At 60.7% G+C, this 17,263-nt stretch carries 15 protein-coding genes; 5 read left to right on the top strand and 10 right to left on the bottom strand.

Annotation, left to right across the window (positions count from 1 at the left end; translation table 11 throughout):
• Positions 1 to 18 precede the first annotated feature (18 nt).
• Both ACSV9I_RS00900 and ACSV9I_RS00895 read left to right on the top strand, forming a co-directional pair.
• Positions 19 to 2,193, top strand: a complete 2,175-nt coding sequence (locus ACSV9I_RS00900; protein ID WP_438326590.1) for a S8/S53 family peptidase — start codon at positions 19 to 21, stop codon at positions 2,191 to 2,193.
• Between the two features lie 5 nt (positions 2,194 to 2,198).
• On the top strand, positions 2,199 to 3,416 hold the full coding sequence (locus tag ACSV9I_RS00895) for a trypsin-like serine peptidase (protein ID WP_438326589.1): 1,218 nt from the start codon (positions 2,199 to 2,201) through the stop codon (positions 3,414 to 3,416).
• A gap of 67 nt (positions 3,417 to 3,483) precedes the next feature.
• Here the strand turns inward: ACSV9I_RS00895 and ACSV9I_RS00890 are convergent, their stop codons facing one another.
• The 3 genes from ACSV9I_RS00890 to ACSV9I_RS00880 all read right to left on the bottom strand — a co-directional run bounded on the left by ACSV9I_RS00890 (position 3,484) and on the right by ACSV9I_RS00880 (position 5,298).
• Positions 3,484 to 4,053: a GIY-YIG domain-containing protein gene (locus ACSV9I_RS00890; protein WP_438326588.1), complete on the bottom strand. Its 570-nt coding sequence runs from the start codon at positions 4,051 to 4,053 to the stop codon at positions 3,484 to 3,486.
• 288 nt (positions 4,054 to 4,341) lie between these two features.
• Positions 4,342 to 4,731 carry a hypothetical protein gene (locus ACSV9I_RS00885; RefSeq protein ID WP_438327644.1) on the bottom strand — a complete coding sequence of 130 codons (390 nt, stop codon included), beginning with the start codon at positions 4,729 to 4,731 and terminating at the stop codon, positions 4,342 to 4,344.
• Between the two features lie 150 nt (positions 4,732 to 4,881).
• Positions 4,882 to 5,298: a secondary thiamine-phosphate synthase enzyme YjbQ gene (locus tag ACSV9I_RS00880; protein ID WP_438326587.1), complete on the bottom strand. Its 417-nt coding sequence runs from the start codon at positions 5,296 to 5,298 to the stop codon at positions 4,882 to 4,884.
• 96 nt (positions 5,299 to 5,394) lie between these two features.
• Here ACSV9I_RS00880 and ACSV9I_RS00875 point away from each other — a divergent pair, with 96 nt between their 5' ends.
• Positions 5,395 to 5,856, top strand: a complete 462-nt coding sequence (locus ACSV9I_RS00875; protein ID WP_438326586.1) for a heme-degrading domain-containing protein — start codon at positions 5,395 to 5,397, stop codon at positions 5,854 to 5,856.
• Here the strand turns inward: ACSV9I_RS00875 and ACSV9I_RS00870 are convergent, their stop codons facing one another.
• Complete coding sequence (locus tag ACSV9I_RS00870) at positions 5,857 to 6,234, bottom strand: nuclear transport factor 2 family protein (RefSeq protein ID WP_438326585.1); 378 nt, start codon at positions 6,232 to 6,234, stop codon at positions 5,857 to 5,859.
• Between the two features lie 60 nt (positions 6,235 to 6,294).
• Positions 6,295 to 7,197 (bottom strand): LysR family transcriptional regulator ArgP, encoded by a 903-nt coding sequence (locus ACSV9I_RS00865; RefSeq protein WP_438326584.1) that lies wholly within the window; start codon positions 7,195 to 7,197, stop codon positions 6,295 to 6,297.
• An 86-nt stretch (positions 7,198 to 7,283) separates the two neighbouring features.
• On the opposite strand from ACSV9I_RS00865, the gene ACSV9I_RS00860 reads away from it, so the two are divergent.
• Positions 7,284 to 7,883, top strand: a complete 600-nt coding sequence (locus tag ACSV9I_RS00860; protein ID WP_438326583.1) for a LysE/ArgO family amino acid transporter — start codon at positions 7,284 to 7,286, stop codon at positions 7,881 to 7,883.
• Positions 7,884 to 7,889: 6 nt separating this feature from the next.
• On the opposite strand, the gene ACSV9I_RS00855 is transcribed toward ACSV9I_RS00860, so the two are convergent.
• The 4 genes from ACSV9I_RS00855 to ACSV9I_RS00840 form a co-directional block, all read right to left on the bottom strand.
• Positions 7,890 to 9,041 (bottom strand): DUF930 domain-containing protein, encoded by a 1,152-nt coding sequence (locus ACSV9I_RS00855; RefSeq protein ID WP_438326582.1) that lies wholly within the window; start codon positions 9,039 to 9,041, stop codon positions 7,890 to 7,892.
• A 138-nt stretch (positions 9,042 to 9,179) separates the two neighbouring features.
• Positions 9,180 to 11,243, bottom strand: coding sequence for an RNA polymerase sigma factor RpoD (gene rpoD / locus ACSV9I_RS00850; RefSeq protein ID WP_054157637.1), 2,064 nt, complete (start codon positions 11,241 to 11,243; stop codon positions 9,180 to 9,182).
• Positions 11,244 to 11,650: 407 nt separating this feature from the next.
• Complete coding sequence (gene dnaG / locus ACSV9I_RS00845) at positions 11,651 to 13,663, bottom strand: DNA primase (RefSeq protein WP_438326581.1); 2,013 nt, start codon at positions 13,661 to 13,663, stop codon at positions 11,651 to 11,653.
• A gap of 175 nt (positions 13,664 to 13,838) precedes the next feature.
• Complete coding sequence (locus tag ACSV9I_RS00840) at positions 13,839 to 14,288, bottom strand: GatB/YqeY domain-containing protein (RefSeq protein WP_156318520.1); 450 nt, start codon at positions 14,286 to 14,288, stop codon at positions 13,839 to 13,841.
• Between the two features lie 316 nt (positions 14,289 to 14,604).
• Here ACSV9I_RS00840 and carA point away from each other — a divergent pair, with 316 nt between their 5' ends.
• A complete protein-coding gene (gene carA, locus ACSV9I_RS00835; protein ID WP_438326580.1) occupies positions 14,605 to 15,810 on the top strand; it encodes a glutamine-hydrolyzing carbamoyl-phosphate synthase small subunit in 1,206 nt (401 codons plus the stop codon).
• A gap of 37 nt (positions 15,811 to 15,847) precedes the next feature.
• Here carA and ACSV9I_RS00830 read toward each other — a convergent pair whose 3' ends face one another.
• Positions 15,848 to 17,248 (bottom strand): MATE family efflux transporter, encoded by a 1,401-nt coding sequence (locus ACSV9I_RS00830; protein WP_438326579.1) that lies wholly within the window; start codon positions 17,246 to 17,248, stop codon positions 15,848 to 15,850.
• Between the last annotated feature and the right edge of the window lie 15 nt (positions 17,249 to 17,263).

The raw sequence follows: 17,263 nt of genomic DNA, 5'->3' as shown, positions 1-17,263 counted from the left end.
ACCGAACGGGAGGACAGCATGATATATCGCATCGACCTCATGTCGGCCGCAGCCATCCTGGCCATCGTCGCGCCTTCCGGAAGCGTCCAGGCGGCGGAGCCGGCAGCCGATGTCTTCGTCGAATTCTCCGGTGGCGCGGTCGACCGCGACATGGCCGCAGTCGTCGAGGCCTTCGCAGGTGACAGCAAGATCCTGCCGACCCGGACCTACATGCCGGACCAGACGACCGGTCTCTGCACAATCTTGAACGGACAGCTCAATCTCACGCCAGAATTGTGCACCGAAGATATGATTGCCGCCATCCGCAACCTGAATGCGAAGAACGGTCTGGCGATCAATCCTGCTGCCATCAACCCGAAGCTCGGCGTCATATTGCCGGATGTGAAAACCAGCGTCACCACGATCGACCGCGTCTACAATCTCGGTCAGCAGCAAGAGGCGGATCGCCTTCAGCAATTGGAGAACAATCCAGGCTGGCGCAACACGATCGAGAAGAAGACGACCGACATACTGTCCAGTCAGAACAAAACTGACCAGAGCCTGCCGCAACTCGACCAGCTGACCTTCAAGCGGATCGCCTGGCAGTTTGAGATCGCCAATCCCGACAACCTTGCGGAAGCGGAGTATCTCTCCAATGAGCTCGGCGGCCGCAATCTGTCGATCGATGTCGAGCGCAGCGGCGGTTTCAAGAAGGCCGCTCATTCGCTGGCGAATATCAGTGCGCCTGCACACTTCAAGCGCTGGTGTATCGATCAGGACGCTTCCGCAGCCGAAGGCGATTTTGCCGACATGGCGGGCTTTCTCTACGAGACCAAGAATGCCGTCACCTGCGAAAGTGAAAACCTCGTCCGTCCCGAGATCGTCATCATGGATCAGGCGATTACCCGCCACCCTGATCTCGCCGGCGCCTTTGCGGCATCCGCATCGCCCTTACCGCCGCAGACGGATCGCCGTTGCGTGGCCAAACCCTTCAACCGCAGTGTCGACCATGGCACGCTTCTTTCCACCATCGTCGCGGCCAATGCCAATGGCTACGGTTTTCGTGGCATCGAACCCAACGCCATGATCACCTCCTTTGTCTGGGATCGAAAAGCCGTCACCAATATCGACCTCAAGCGTTTCATCGGACAGGTCAGGGCACCGACCGAACCCCAGGTCTTTCTGTTCGCCAGCGAGTTTGCCCCGTATTCCCCCCACCCCGGGCCGAATGCGAGCGAGTTCGAAATCAAGAATGCCAAACAGATCTGGCGCATGAACGAGAACAATTGGACGGATAGCCTGGCCAATGACGGCGTGCGGCTGAAAGGCGGGCTGGTGCAGGAAATCCTGCAAAGCCCGATGCTGCTTGTGGCCTCCGCGGGCCAGGCGGGCGACGGGGACGAGGGCCGGGAAATCACCTGGGAGACACCGATGGCGCCGCAAAATCTCGGCGACCATGACAATCTCCTCGTCGTCGGCGCCTGCACCGATTGCGACCGGCCGACCGCGGAACTCTGGGAGCGCTCCAATCGCAGCAATGAAGCGCGCCGTTTCGTCGCCGTCATGGCGCCCGGGGGCGGCGACATGCCGACCTACCTTTCCGACTTGCATGTCGGAGAAACGATCGGCGGCACCTCGGCGGCGGCAGCCTTTACGGCAGGCCTCGCAGCGAGAATGTCGAGTTGCTATCCCGGCAGCTATAGCGCACAGCCGGGACGGCTGAAGCAACGGATCGTGCTGGCCTCCCGCCCTGTCGCCGACCCCATCGCGATCGGCCATGTCGCCGGCGGCGTGGCCGATCCGCAAGTGTCGATGCTTGATCCTCGCCGCACATGGCTGAAGCTGAAGGATGTGCCCGTACGCCCGGTCGAATTCGTCAAATGGTGCAGCGAAAGACTGAAACTCGCCGACGACGAGAACGGCAGCCGCGATTCCCTCAATCTCCTGTCAACGCGCCGCCTGACCAATGCCGACGATATCGGCATTGTCCAGCAGAGCGTGGTACAAAGCACGAGCAGCCAGAACATCATCAGACACGCGGTCAAGCGCGAGCCACCCGGCAAAGCCGAATCCCCAGATGCGGTTCTCGCCAGCGTGCGCTATGACGCGGACGCTTCGGAATGCGCCGTCTCGATCAACCGAATGACTGACATTTTTCTCGCCGAAGATGTCAGGATCGCCGGGGATTGTGCCGATATTCCGCTTTGCGAGTGACCCTCATGAGGAAGACAGCTTTCGCGTCGGTAATCCTCGCGCTCACTCTAACCCCCGTTGCGGCACAGGAAGAGGCGCTGGTGACCGAATTCGGCATCGCCTTCAAGCCGCGCGATGCAACGCTCACCAAGACGCGGCAGCGTGTCGAGATCGACGGCACCGTGCCGGGGGACGCGCCCCGCTACTATCGGCTGCGGATCAGGGTCAACAATCCGGATCATCAGGAATGGGCCATCGCGGTGCGCTCACCCGTCGGTCAGATCCTGACCGCATTCGACCAGAGCCAGACAAATTGCGAAAGCGAGGCCGGCTGTTGGACCCGCAGACTAACCTCGAGACTACCGGTCGTGCAGTTCTCCACCGCCTCCGAGACGGTCCGGGCCGAAGTGATCGACGGGCTCTACATGCCCTCCCAGCCCGCCAAGACTTTCTACTCGCCAATGCAGGGCAGCCGCGATGAACTCGTGACAGCCCTTGGTTTCAATAGCCGGGAAGAAAAAGCGGCGATGCAGTCCTTGTCCGACAATCTTGGCATGTTCATCGGTTCCGGCCCAAGAGCCGATGGCACGCATGCCAACTGGTGTTGCAGCGGTGTCCGGCTGACAGCGGATCTGTTCATGACCAACTGGCATTGTGGTGCCGCCCCGCGCATGGTCGACGAAGCCTACTGGCAAACCGAGAGGTGCCATCAGGCGATTGTCGACTTGTCCTGGGATGGCGACGACGAGGGTCGGGAATATGCCTGCCGTGCTGTCGAGTTCGCTGACAAGGATCTGGACGTCGCCATCCTGAGGCTGTCGCCACTGGCCGATGGACCAACTCTCGTCCGTCCGCTCACGTCCCCGCGTTTGACGACAAGGGCCGTGACAGCCGGTGAGAAGGTACTGGTCCTGCACCATCCCGCCTGCGCTCCGAAATCTGTGACCCGTGAATGCTCTGTGTTGAAGCCCGGCATTGGCACATGGACGGCACCCCGCAACCAGGGAACGCCGTCCCCCAATCAGGCGACGGAATTCACCCACAACTGCACCACGGAAAACGGCAGCTCGGGTGGCCCGGTCTTTTCCGCAGAGGCTGAGCTTGTCGGCCTCCATCATCTTGGCGTCAGCCCGATGCGCCTGGAACCGGGCAACTTTGCCGTCGGTATGGATGCGATCCTCTCGGCCATCAAAACCGAAAAAGCGGATCTGTACCAGGAGATCGGCGCACCTGCTGACCCGTGACGGACCGGATGTGCAAAGACCAGGAAGGGGACGCGCTGAGGTCCATCAGCACCCATAGCCATCCCACCTAATGTTTGAGCGATGCGAAGTGCTGATAGAGGCCCTGGGTCGCCTGGCTTAGTGTTTCAAATGCCCCCACGATACTGTTGAACGTCTCGATCTGCCCCGCCTCCGTCGGCATTTCCGGATCCTCCTGGAGGTCCGCCTCAGACCAGCCTCCCATCGTCAGATGTCTGATCGTGCCGTTGTCGGCGGTATTGTAGGCGAAATCGAATCCTTCAAGCAGAACAGCTTCCACCGCGCGCGCAGCTGCCCAGTCGACATTGAGATAGACAATCCCGATCCCGCCGGCCGGCTTGGCAATCGGATTGCTGTACATCAGATGGATCGCCCCCTTTTGGCAGTGCTCCTGCATTCTCACCCGAAAATTGCGAGAGGTGTATCCAAGATAGACGGGAATGAACTTGTTGAGATCATTGGTCGTAGACATCCAGATGCTATAGACACCGCCCTGATTGTCCGGCAGGGCCTTGAGGCCCTGGACCACCTCATGCATGCTCCCCCCGAAGACCTGATTGACACCTCCTGCCTGCATCAGGCTGAAATAGATCGAAGAGCCATTTTCTTCTGCAATCACGACGAAAAGTCCTTTCTGAAAAACCCGGAGCTGGGAGTGTTGCGGATGTAAACGCGACGGGAACCGGACAATTCCGGCACCACCCCTCGACAGCTAGCAACGCGTCTTCGGCCGGTCTGTATCAGGTGATACGGAGTTCCAAGTTTTGAGAAAGCCGCAGCGTCGGGACAGGTCCTGCCCATAGGAAGCCTCCGCTCCATCACAGAAAAGCGGCCGTCGTTTCCGGCGACCGCTTGGCCTTTGCACACTCTGTTCGACGCCGAGCAACTCCGCGCGCCGTAGTGACAATCAGTAGCGGATGACAGGGCAACCGCGGACATTGGCGAACACCATCCGGTCGCGATCACCATGACGGATGCCGGCGATGACGACGCGGCGGGGCGTTACGTCGGCCACGAAGGCGCGGCGCATGCCGTTCCAGCGCGCCTTTTCCATGGCGTGATGCGGACGGCACTCGCCACGACGGTCAGGACGTCCCCAGCCGTGCCGGCGGTCATCACGACGGTCGTCGTGCCAGCCACCACCGCGGTAGCCGTCCCGGTAACCGTCGCGAATCTCGATACCGTAGCCGGGGCCGCCGATGGTCACACCCCAGCCGATGCTATCGGCCGATGCAGTGGAAGCGACGCCGCCAAAGGCCATCATGGATACCAGTGCTGCGAGGCCGAATTTGCGCAAGATGCCAGTCATTGTTGTCTCTCCTCGGATCGAGGCCGATCGGCCTCCGTTGATGTCCCGCACGTCTCGGCGATTGAGGAGAGATTAGTTCCGAGCGCCTGAACGCAGTCCGAATCCGGTATTCAGCCGGCATTCATGATGATGGCAGCGTCAGAAATGGAGGAGGATTTCGCGCCGATGCGGGTGATCACGGTGCTCGAACAGGTAAAGCCCTTGCCATGTGCCTAGAAGCAGGCGCCCGCCATGATGGGGGATGCTGAGGGACACCGGCAACAGAGCAGCCTTGATATGCGCCGGCATGTCATCAGGCCCCTCGTCCCGATGACGGATATAGTCCATCGTGGGATCGCTGCTCGGCGGCACGAGACGCCGGAAAAAGGCTTGCAGATCCTGCCGCACAGATGGATCGGCATTTTCCTGAATCAGCAGGGAGCAGGATGTATGCCGAACAAAAACCGTCATCACCCCCTCGCCCGAGCCATGCGCGCTCAACAAGGCCTGCGCCTCATCGGTAAACTCATAGAGGCCAGGTCCCCGCGTTTGGATGATGATCCGTTCAATGGTCATGATGCAGACTTTCGAAGATTGGGAGAAACTGTTCTTGACCCTAGGCGGGTCTCGGCTGCGCCTGTAGTCTTGTACTGAGCGAAGAAAGGAATGGCCATGTCACTGATCGAAACCATCGAAAAGCAGGAGGAGCGTCTGGTCTTTGATCGCTTCGACGAGGAGACCGCATTCGAGATCGGATGCGCCTTGGTCGAACGGGCACGCATGGACAAGGCGCCTGTCGTCATCGACATCCGCACCGCCGACCGCACGCTCTTCCATGTGGCTCTTCCCGGTGCTTCGCCCGACAACGATCACTGGGCCCGGCGCAAGAGTAATGTCACGCTCCGCTACCACAAGGCGTCCCTTCGGGTCGGCGAAACCAACCGGGTCAAGGGCCGAAGCCTGTCTGCGGAATTCGGCATTGATCCCCTCGAATTCGCCGATCACGGCGGAAGCTTCCCCGTCCGGGTTGCGGGCACAGGCGTTGTCGCCGCGATCACCGTCTCCGGGCTGAAATCCGAGGAGGACCATGCGATGATCGTGGATGCACTCGAGACCTATCTCGGCAAGGTTTGATCAGGGCAGTGACGCTGTAAACAGGCTGAGGCGGCTGAGCCGCTCCTCACCGCGTTCTAAAACGACGACGGCCGCAAGCGAATAGGTGCGGTCGCTTCCGGCGGGGGCATCGACTGTCCGATGGTCCCGCCCCTTCAGCGTGCATTCAATGCCCACCCGAAAACCGGCCTCGTCTGTCATAACGACAAAATCCTCCAGTGACATGTCGTGCCGCAGCACATAGGCCGACAGCGTATCGCGAAACGAAGCACTCCCGACCACGCGAATGCCATCAGGAAGATCAAGGATAGCTTCGTCGTCGAAGCCGGCCATCAAGCCATCGAAATTGCGCGCGTTCAGCGCATGCAAAACGGCAAGCGCCTGATCTTTCACCGACATCGTGTTCCTCCTCAGCTTTGAAGGTTAGATAGGCTTTCGCCGGCTGGCGACAAGACGATATCAGGACAGCGGGTGAAGCACTGACCTCGCGGCGGCCATGACTGATCGCGTCACGGGTTGCAGCAGGCGTTCAACCGAACGGCTGACATGCCAGTACAGCGGCACATCAAACGGCTTATCCGCCAATAACGGAACAAGGCGTCCGTCAGTGATTGCGGCCTTCGCCAGCACTTCCGGGTTCATCCCCCAGCCAAGCCCCGCAACCGCCGCCTCAACGAAGGCAGTGCTCGACGGCAGCCAATGCGACGGGCCGGACACGGGCGCGCCCGCCGCCATCTCAGCCCACTGACGCTGCAGCCGGTCCTTGGCATTGAAGGTCAACACCGGCGCCATGGCGAGCGTTGTAGCCGAGACCCCATCGTGACCGAACCAGCGCGCCTTGAAGGCCGGACTCGCGGTCGCCAGATAGCGCAGGGCTCCGAGCGGACGGCAGTCACAGCCTTGCACGGGATCTGGCGAACTGCTGATCGCTGCCCGCACCTCGCCCCGCTTCAGCCAGTCCGCGCTGTGGTCCTGGTCATCCACCACCAGGTCGAAGAGCATCTCCGGAATGGCGGCCATGGCCGGTATGAACCAAGTCGCCAGGCTATCGGCATTAACGGCGAGCCGAACCGTTGGCCAGGCGGACGTTCCTGAGGCCGGCGGCTCGATCAGACCAAGATCCCGGCGCACCTCCTGCTCCAGCAGGCGCATTTCCTCCGCATGTCGGAACATCCGTTGGCCAGCTTCCGTCGCCCGGCAGGGCTGCGCCCGAATGACAAGCGGCGCCCCCACCTGCTCTTCCAGCGCCCGCATTCGCTGGGAGACAGCAGACTGTGTCAGCCCGAGCTCCTGTGCTGCCCGTTCAAAACTGCCATTGCGCAGGACGGCCGACAATGCTGAGAGATGAGACGGGTCGAGCATTAGGATCTCTAATTCCGAATGATCAGAATTAATTTTCCTAATCAGTGCAGTGAGACTAGTCAAACTCCGTCAAACAGGAGGTTTCCATGCACGCAGCCCTGACATCGGGTTTTCTTCTCGGCTTGAGCCTGATTGTCGCCATCGGAGCGCAAAATGCATTCATCTTGCGGCAAGGCCTTCGCCGGGAGCACGTCTTTCCCCTCGTCCTGACCTGCGCGCTCTCGGACGCCATACTGATCGCGCTCGGCGTTGCGGGCTTTGCCACCGTCCTAGCGTCGATCACCTGGCTGGAACCCGTGATGCGGTATGGTGGCGCTGCTTTTCTCTTTGCCTATTCGCTGAGAAGCCTCTGGTCGGCCTGGAAAGGCGGCAACGCCTTGTCTCCGGATGGTGCCGCGCGCCCGTCACGCACGGCAGCTCTCACCACTTGCCTCGCACTGACCTGGCTCAATCCGCATGTCTATCTCGACACTGTTGTCTTGCTGGGCTCGATCTCGACACGGCATGCGGGACATGAAACAGCCTTTGCCCTGGGCGCCATGACCGCCTCTTTCCTGTTCTTCTTCAGTCTCGGCTATGGTGCGCGTCTGCTTGCCCCGCTCTTTGCCCGGCCGATCGCCTGGCGCTTGCTGGACCTTGTGATCGGGATCGTCATGGCCACAATCGGCTTCAGCCTGATCCGCTGAACAAGCCTAACGTGCGGGAAAGCCGCGGGCCTGCCATTCGGCACGCGGCACTGGTGCGCCAATCGAGAGTGAAAAATCGATGACCCGTGTGGCGTCGGCATCCACCTCGCATCGGACAGCGATGTTGAACCACTGACCATTGGTGTCTTGAAAACCCGTAAGCGGCGCGTCGGCGACTGTACCCTCGCCGATCCGTAGGCGCGGCAGGAGATAGGGTTCATAAGCGGGGCGGCCATGACGGAGCTGCTGACTGAGTTCGGTGCCACACAGCTGGTCGCCACGTTCCTGGCGAGACATCATGCCCATAGCGGTCATCGCCATCGCATCGTCGGAAATGGCTGTCGAAAACAGCCGTCGGACCTCGCGGGGCTTCAACGAGGCCTGCTTCACCTCTTCCGCAGACACGGAGATCGATTCGCCACTTGGAGAGAGCGTTTCGATCGGTGCATCCTGGGCACCATTGCCTGCGGCCTCTGCCTCCGGCAGCGCAAGTTCGGGCACAGCGTTGCCCGGCTCATCCTCGGCCTCAGCCTCTTCAGCGGACGCGTCCGGCTCGGCCGTCTCGTCGGTCACGGCCACGTCCCCATCCGGATCACCGTCCACTGCACCCTCATGGGATAGATCGCTACCGCGATCCTCCTCACCGAACTGTACGACTGGCCGCAACACGGGAATGGGCGCGGCAGCGCCTGCTGGAAGATCCGGTTCGGCCTCAGCGGGCGCCTGTGGCTCTTCGGCAGCCGGCTCTTCGGCAGGCGGTGCCTCCACGGGCTGCTCCGCAGCTGGCGGCACCGGCTCGGCTTGAGGCTCTTCAACCGGCGGAGGTTCGGGGGCGGCTTGGGGCGCAGGTGGTGGCTCTGCCTGTGCTTGCTCCTGCGGTTCCGCTTCCGGCTCGGGCGGTGACTCAGGCGGCGGTACAAGCTCGACCGATACGCTTTCGACAGGCTCCGATTGCGGCGGCGGCGGCGTTAGAAACACAAGCAATGGCGCCAGAAGCAGCAGATGCAGCAGGATGGACGCAACAAGGATCACGCCCCCTCGCGACTTTCCTGCCAAGGCCGCCAAAGGCGTCTCGCGTCTCGTCTTCAGTTCTGCCGCACCATTCTGCATGCAGCGCATGTAGGCCGGAATACGGGCAGGATCGAGGGCTTCCTCCAATCTTCCAGTAAAAAACGCTCGATTGCAGCCCTCGCGCAACGAATGCAACCGGAAGGGCTACGCAACGTACCCAAAAGGAAAGACCCGGCAGGATCACGCCCGCCGGGTCTTCAAAGCGTCATAGGCTTTCAGCCAGCCTTAGCTATCCAGGAACGAGCGCAGCTTGCGCGAGCGGCTCGGATGCTTCAACTTGCGCAGCGCCTTCGCCTCGATCTGACGGATACGTTCGCGGGTAACCGAGAACTGCTGACCGACTTCTTCGAGCGTGTGGTCGGTGTTCATGCCGATACCGAAGCGCATGCGCAGCACGCGCTCTTCACGCGGCGTCAGCGAGGCGAGAACACGCGTCGTCGTTTCGCGCAGGTTCGCCTGGATGGCGGCGTCGATCGGCAGAAGCGCATTCTTGTCTTCGATGAAGTCGCCGAGGTGGCTATCCTCTTCGTCGCCCACGGGGGTTTCGAGGGAGATCGGCTCCTTGGCAATCTTCAGGACCTTGCGGACCTTTTCGAGCGGCATGGCGAGCTTTTCGGCCAGTTCTTCCGGCGTCGGCTCGCGACCAATTTCGTGCAGCATCTGGCGCGACGTACGAACGATCTTGTTGATCGTTTCGATCATGTGCACCGGAATACGGATCGTGCGGGCCTGGTCGGCGATCGAACGGGTGATCGCCTGACGGATCCACCACGTCGCATAGGTCGAGAACTTGTAACCACGGCGATATTCGAACTTATCGACCGCCTTCATCAGGCCGATATTGCCTTCCTGAATGAGGTCGAGGAACTGCAGACCACGGTTCGTGTACTTCTTGGCGATGGAGATGACGAGACGCAGGTTCGCTTCGACCATTTCCTTCTTGGCGATACGCGCTTCGCGCTCACCCTTTTGCACCATCGAGACGATGCGACGGAATTCGGTGATCGAAATCCCGGTTTCAGTCGCGAGGTTCTGGATCTCGCCGCGGATATCGCGGATCGTCTGGCTTTCTTCGCGGGCGAAATCCTTCCAGCCACGGGCGGAAAGATTGGCGATCGACTTCATCCAGTTCGGATCGAGTTCGGTGCCGGAGTACTGCTCGAGGAAGCTGTCACGCTTGACGCCATAGCTTTCAGCGAGACGCAGCAGGCGGCCTTCGTTCTGCATCAGACGCTTGGAGATGTCGTAGAGCTGCTCGACAAGGCTGTCGATACGGTTCTGGTTCAGAGACAGCGACTTGACCGCCGTGATCAACTGATCCTTCAGCTCCTTGTAGCGACGCTCCTGGCCCGTCGACAGCGTGCCGGCACAGGCAAGACGTGCCTCTACCTGCTGGTCCTGCAGCTTGCGCAGCTTCTTGTAGGTATCGGCGATGACGTCGAGGGTTTCCATGACCTGCGGACGCAGTTCCGCTTCCATGGCCGCGAGCGACAGATTGCTCTCGTCCTCGTCCTCTTCCTCTTCTTCCGGCGGCATGCCGTCGCCGCCCATGGCGGTGATGTCGTCATCGTCGCCGGCAGCAGCCTGAGGACGGCGCTTTGCGCGTTCCTTTTCCTTCTCCTCGGCAGCCTTGCGGTCAGCCTCGATCTTTTCAGGAGACTGGAACTGCGGTGCAGCCTTGGCTTCCGGACCGGAATAGGTGGTTTCGAGATCGATGATCTCGCGCAGAAGCGTCGTGCCTTCGTTCAATTCGTCGCGCCAGATGATCAGCGCCTGGAAGGTCAGCGGGCTCTCACAGAGACCAGAGATCATCGTCTCACGGCCGGCCTCGATGCGCTTCGCAATGGCGATTTCGCCTTCGCGCGACAGAAGCTCGACGGAACCCATTTCGCGCAGATACATGCGCACCGGGTCGTCCGTTCGGTCGGTCGGTTCTTTTTTCTTGGCGGTGGCGACAGCCGTACCTGCGGCAGGCGCCAGTTCGCCGCCTTCGCTCTCGGTGTCGTCGTCGCTGTCGTCTTCCGCTGGCGCGGTCTCCTCGGCATCCTCGTCTTCAATGACGTTGATACCCATGTCGGACAGCATGGACATGGTATCTTCGATCTGCTCGGAGGTGACTTCCTCTGACGGCAGAACCGAATTCAGCTCATCCATAGTGACATAGCCGCGCTTCTTGGCGGCTTTGATCATCTTTTTGACTGCGTCATCGGAAAGATCGAGAAGCGGACCGTCCGTGGCACCGTCGCGTTCGCCTTCGGCTTCTTCGTTTTCTTTGACTTTCGATGCCATGTATCTTGTCGCTTTCCCTGACGTCTGCTCACGATCTATGCCGCCGGGCGAAGGGGAGGCGGACCACGCGCCCGGGCGGATAGCTGTCAGTGACCTAACGGAGTGTTGCTTAATTCCTGATTAACCAAGGACAATGCGGTCTCGTCTCCGAACGTTTGACTGTCCGCATAACCGGTCAACATACCAGAGATTTGCCCGAACCCAATTCGACATTGTGCGCTTGATCTGGTGATTCCCACAATTTTTGTTGGCGTCAAGCTTTTCCGCTTGAAAAGGCATGAAATCAACAAACAATGTTCGATTCGAGCGCCGTCTCTACGGCTCAAGCTCATGTAGGTGCACTGTGAGCACAGACAAGCCCTCTTTTACGATTCGCCGGCTTTTTGCCTCGGCATGCCAGCCGGCGCTCAATGACTTCCGGTCGCCGGGCCCCTCACCCGTCCCGACATGACACCAAATCCGTCGATGATCGCCTCCTGGTTTTCCATCCGAACCACTTCGAGCTGCACCTCGTGCAACGCGCTGATCAGCTGCTCGATCCGCTCTGCATCATCCGCCTCCGTCGCGTCAGCGACCTCGCGCTCCAGTTCCATGCGCTGCCGCTTGAGCGCGCGGGCGCGCTTGTAGAGAGCAAGCGCCTGGCCATATCCCTCGCGCGCATCCTCGGCGGCAGCAATTTCCGTCGCGATCCAAAGTCTTGCATTGCGGATCTGCTGATCGAGCGCCCTCAGGAGCTCCCCATGTCCGGCGGCATCGAGCTTCGCAATCAACTGCTCCCGACCAAGTGTGGCACCAAGTTCGCCAACGGCGGTCAAAAGTGCCGACCAGAGCTTCTGCAGGCCGGGATTGTCATAGTCGATCGCGGCGATCTCGTCATATTCCTGCTCCAGCAATTGCGGATGGTTGACGATGGTCAGCGCCAGCACACTTTCCCTAAGCGACGGATGCTCCTGTCGCCCTCTGACGAGACCAGAACGCGCGAGCCGGTCGGACACGGCACCGCGGCCAGCCGCGATCGGTCCTTGCGGCCGACCGCCGAAGCGGCCCTGCTGGCCGCCCCCGCCTCCCGAGCCCCCGGCCCTCGCCCCGCCCTGGTAACCGCCCCGTTCACCCCGTCCCGGCTGGGCACTCTGGAACAGCGCATAGAGCCTGTCGCGAATATCTTGCTGATAGTGCCTGCGCACATTTTCGTCGGCGATGACCTGCACAACCTGCTTCAGTCGCGCCTCGATCTCGGCCCGCTTTTCCGGCGTATCGATGGAGGCAGACGAAACCTCACGGATCCAGACCATCTCGGCAAGCGGCTTGGCCTCCATCATCACCCGGTCAAAGGGCGCACGCCCGTCATGCTTGACGAGATCGTCGGGATCCTTGCCATCCGGCAACATGGCAAACCGCAGCGATTGGCCAGGCTTGATATGCGGCAGGGCAAGCTCGACGGCCCGGAAGGCGGCCCGCTGCCCGGCACCATCACCATCGAAACACAGAACCGGCACCGGCGTGGTCTTCCACATCAACTGCAGCTGGTTTTCGGTCAACGCCGTGCCAAGCGGTGCAACCGCATTTTCGATGCCGGCCTGATAGAGTGCGATCACGTCCATATAGCCTTCGACCGCAATCAGCGTCTCGGCCCCACCCGCGCCCTGCAACGCCCGGCGCGCACGGGAAAAATTGTAAAGCACATTGCCCTTGTGGAAGAGCTCCGTCTCGTTGGAGTTCAGATACTTCGCCATCGCATCCGCCGCCATTGCGCGACCACCAAAGGCGATCACCTTGTCGCGCGACGACAGAATCGGAAACATGATACGGTCGCGAAAACGATCATAGGACACCGGGATATCAGGCCCATGCACAACGAGACCACAGGCCTCGATCTGCTCCTTCGGTATGCCCTTGCCCGCCAGATACTCCTTCAAAGCATTGCGGCTTTCCGGTGCGTAGCCGAGCCGGAACGTTTCAATCGTCCGCCCGGTCAGCCCGCGCTCGCGAAGATAAGCCCGCGCCCTGGCGCCACTGGCGGTCTGCAGCTGGTCCTGGAAAAACTGGGTCGCCATTTCCATGACGTCCTGCAGGGTGGTGCGCTCGCGCTCGCGTCGCTCCGCCTGAGGATCAGGCTGCGGCATCGAAATGCCCGCCATATCGGCCACCTGCTGCACCGCCTCGACGAAGCTCAGACCTTCAAGATCGGTGAGAAAGCGGAAATGATCGCCGGAGACGCCGCAGCCGAAGCAATGGTAACGCCCCTTGCGGTCCTCGCAGTGAAAACTCGGGCTTTTTTCGCCATGGAAGGGGCAACAGGCCCAATAATCCTGCCGCGACACATTCGTCTTCTTGCGATCCCAGGTGACACGTCGGCCAACCACGGCCGAAATCGGCACGCGGTCTCGAATTTCATCGAGGAAGTCATTGGAAAAGCGCATGGGTATCCTTGGAAATTTCTCATTCCATATAGGCGCGGACAGCGGGAGGCGCCACGGCTTTCGCAAACCATGCCCGCTATACACAGCGCCCATCTATATGCAGCCAAGTCGTCCCGAAACGAAAGACGCCGCCCGGAGGCGGCGTCGACAGTTCGCTCTCGCTGAGGGCCAGGCTTTACTTCAGGAGGTCCTTGACGACTCCAGAGGCCTTGCCGAAATCCATCTGCCCGGGATAGCGCTCCTTCAGGGCATTGATACACTTGCCCATGTCGCGCAGCCCCTGCGCACCGGTTTCGGAGATCACTGCCGCGCAAAGCTCGCGCACCTTCTCTTCCGACAATTGTTCCGGCATGAAGGACTTGATGATCTCGATTTCCTCGAGCTCTTGCGCGGCCAGTTCCGGACGCTCGTTCGCAGCATAAATCCGCGCCGACTCGTCACGCTGCTTGATCATCTTCATCAAGATCTGCATGATCTCGTCATCGCTGACTGCATCCTTGCCGCTGCCGCGATTGGCGATATCACGATCCTTGATCGCAGCCTGGATCAGTCGCACGGTCGATGTGCGGCGTGTGTCCTTAGCCTTCAGGGCCTCTTTCATCGAATTGGCGAGAATATCGCGCATCATCTTTTTCTCCGCAGAACGCCCGGCGCTCGCGCGCAATTTGGCGTTTCCTGGTCATTTTGAAGGGATGTCATAGCCAGACACATATCGCAGTGCAAACAAATTGCACAGAATGGTGAATTGGCAACGGACAAACATCACCGGCCTGTCATTCAAGAATTGACCTTCGAGGTCGATATGTCTATTGCTCGGCACCTGCACGAAAATTGTCATCAGGGCCGAGACGCGCGAACGCGCGCGCCTGGAACTGCAACTTAGATGGTCCTTCGACGCGGCTTTCACAAGAGGCCGGCGCAAGGGCGAACAAGGAACAACCATGACCGCGACAGCCCCCTGGACAACCCGCAAGCCGACCGCCCTCCTCGTCCTTGCCGATGGCACCGTGATCGAAGGCCATGGTATCGGCGCGACCGGCAAGGTCCAGGCGGAAGTCTGCTTCAACACAGCCCTGACCGGCTACGAAGAGATCCTGACGGACCCCTCCTATCTCGGCCAGATCGTCACCTTCACCTTCCCGCATATCGGCAATGTCGGCACCAATGAGGACGACATCGAAGATCTGACACCGGCGGCCCGCCACGGTGCGGTTGGCACGATCTTCAAGGCCGACATCACCGATCCGTCGAATTACCGCGCCACCGCGCATCTCGACGCCTGGCTGAAGGCGCGCGGCATCATCGGCCTTTCCGGCGTCGATACGCGGGCACTAACAGCCTGGATCCGCGAGAATGGCGCCCCAAACGCCGTCATCGCGCATGATCTGAACGGCGTTTTCGACATCGAAGCGCTGAAGGCCGAAGCAAAGGCCTGGAGCGGTCTCGAAGGCCTCGACCTCGCCAAGGTTGCCACGTCCGGCCAGTCTTCTGTCTGGAGCGAAAAGGACTGGAACTGGACCGACGGTCACACCACGCTTGGTGCAGCCGACGCCAAGTACCACGTGGTCTGCGTGGACTTTGGCGTGAAGCGTAACATTCTGCGCCTGTTTGCCGGTCTCGACTGCAAGGTCACGGTCGTTCCGGCTTCGACGTCAGCCGAAGACATCCTTGCCTTGAACCCGGACGGCGTCTTCCTGTCGAACGGCCCTGGCGACCCGGCAGCCACCGGCGAATACGCCGTGCCTGTAATCCAGAACCTCATCGCCAGTGAAAAGCCTGTCTTCGGCATTTGCCTCGGTCACCAGATGCTGGGCCTGGCACTCGGCGGCAAGACCGAGAAGATGCATCAGGGCCATCACGGCGCCAATCACCCGGTCAAGGACTTCACCACCGGCAAGGTTGAAATCGTCTCGATGAATCACGGCTTCGCAGTCGACTCGAAGTCACTGCCGGAAGACGTTGAAGAAACACACGTTTCCCTGTTTGATGGAACCAATTGCGGCCTCCGCCTCAAGGGCAAGCCGGTGTTCTCCGTGCAGCATCATCCGGAAGCATCGCCCGGGCCGCAGGACAGCCACTACCTCTTCCGTCGTTTCCTCAACCTGGTCCGCGAGACCAAGGGTGAACCGGCTCTCGCTGAACGCTGAGACCAGACAAAAGAACGAAATGATAGTACGGACCGGGTTACGCCCGGGCCGTTTTCATTTCATGGCGAATGCGCAGATAGAAGCGAAGACACAGCATGACGGCTGCACTGGCGAGGCCAACGACAAAGCCGACCCAGATGCCGATGCCGCCGACACCGAGCGGAAATGCAAGGACCCAGGCCAGGAGAAACCCGATCGGCCAATAGGACACGAGCGCCAGGATCATCGGCACCCGCGCATCCTTGAGCCCCCGCAGCAGACCGCTCGCGATCGCCTGCAGCCCGTCGACCAGCTGGAAGATACCCGCAATTCCGACCAGCGGCCCGGCAAAGGCCAGCACGGCTGCGGCATCGGGTGTGTTTTCATTGAGAAAGGCACCGGCCAACAGATGCGGGATCGCCATGAACAGCACCCCGCCAGCCGCCGACAGCACCGCCGCAATCGCGGTCACGGTGATCGCTGCGCGCACCAGTTCCGGATAGTTGCCACGTCCATGAGCAAGCCCGACGCGCACGGTCGCCGCCTGCGAAAGCCCGAGCGGGATCATGAAGGCAATCGAGGCGAGCTGCAGGGCGATGCCATGGGCAGCAAGCTCGATCGTGCCGATCCAGCCCATCAACAGCGAGGCGCCGGTAAACAGGCTGACCTCGGCCAACACGGTTATGCTGATCGGCAGACCAAGATGGATGACCTCGCGAAACGCCTGCCAGTCGGGCCGCCAAAAGCGCACGAACAGCTCGTAGCGACGCGTTTCCTCCCGCGTTTGCAGGTAGACAACCATGGCAAGGAAACTTACCCATTGCACGATGAGGGCGACGATCGCCGCACCCGTCATGCCAAGGGCCGGTAAACCGAAATGCCCGAGCACCAGAGCATAGGCGAGAATGGCATTGAGCACGAGAATGCCAAGCGTGACCCACAAGACAATCCGCGCCCGTCCAGTGGCACTGACAAGTGCACGCAAGACGGCAAAGAGAAGCGCCGGCAACAGCCCGAACTGGATGATGTGCACGTAACCAGCCGCGAGGCCCGCCACTTCCGGTTTCTGGCCGAGTGCAAGCAGAATGGTCTCCGCATTATAGAAGAGCGGCGCCATGAAGAGGGTGTAGAGGATCGACACCCACATGCCCATGCGGATCGACCGACGCACCGAAACCACATCGCCTCGACCATAGGCCTGCGCCACCATCGGGATGACGGCCATCGAAAAGCCCGAACCGAAGATGAAGATTGTAAAGAAGAACTGGCCCGCCAGTACCATGGCCGCCAGCGGCACGGCGCCCAGCTGGCCGACGATCACGACGTCTGTCGTGTGGATGCCGAGCTGGGCCAATTGCGCACCGATCAGCGGAATACCGAGCGATAGCGTCGCACGGATATGAAATATCCAGCTTCCGGGAGCAGATTGCGGATGGTCGGTTTTCGCGAGCGTGGTCATGACATGGGATCCGGA

The organism is Rhizobium sp. G187 (assembly GCF_051549525.1).
Taxonomy (GTDB): domain Bacteria; phylum Pseudomonadota; class Alphaproteobacteria; order Rhizobiales; family Rhizobiaceae; genus Allorhizobium.
The sequence above is the reverse complement of the archived record's forward strand: the minus strand, read 5'-3'. Positions and strand labels throughout refer to the sequence as shown.

Coding starts and splice junctions, on each gene's coding strand:
- ACSV9I_RS00880 (WP_438326587.1), bottom strand. CDS start 5,298: ATGACCATTGAACGGATCATCATCCAAACGCGGGGACCTGGCCTCTAT.
- ACSV9I_RS00860 (WP_438326583.1), top strand. CDS start 7,284: ATGCACGCAGCCCTGACATCGGGTTTTCTTCTCGGCTTGAGCCTGATT.
- carA (WP_438326580.1), top strand. CDS start 14,605: ATGACCGCGACAGCCCCCTGGACAACCCGCAAGCCGACCGCCCTCCTC.
- ACSV9I_RS00840 (WP_156318520.1), bottom strand. CDS start 14,288: ATGCGCGATATTCTCGCCAATTCGATGAAAGAGGCCCTGAAGGCTAAG.
- ACSV9I_RS00865 (WP_438326584.1), bottom strand. CDS start 7,197: ATGCTCGACCCGTCTCATCTCTCAGCATTGTCGGCCGTCCTGCGCAAT.
- ACSV9I_RS00870 (WP_438326585.1), bottom strand. CDS start 6,234: ATGTCGGTGAAAGATCAGGCGCTTGCCGTTTTGCATGCGCTGAACGCG.
- ACSV9I_RS00895 (WP_438326589.1), top strand. CDS start 2,199: ATGAGGAAGACAGCTTTCGCGTCGGTAATCCTCGCGCTCACTCTAACC.
- rpoD (WP_054157637.1), bottom strand. CDS start 11,243: ATGGCATCGAAAGTCAAAGAAAACGAAGAAGCCGAAGGCGAACGCGAC.
- dnaG (WP_438326581.1), bottom strand. CDS start 13,663: ATGCGCTTTTCCAATGACTTCCTCGATGAAATTCGAGACCGCGTGCCG.
- ACSV9I_RS00875 (WP_438326586.1), top strand. CDS start 5,395: ATGTCACTGATCGAAACCATCGAAAAGCAGGAGGAGCGTCTGGTCTTT.
- ACSV9I_RS00830 (WP_438326579.1), bottom strand. CDS start 17,248: ATGACCACGCTCGCGAAAACCGACCATCCGCAATCTGCTCCCGGAAGC.
- ACSV9I_RS00900 (WP_438326590.1), top strand. CDS start 19: ATGATATATCGCATCGACCTCATGTCGGCCGCAGCCATCCTGGCCATC.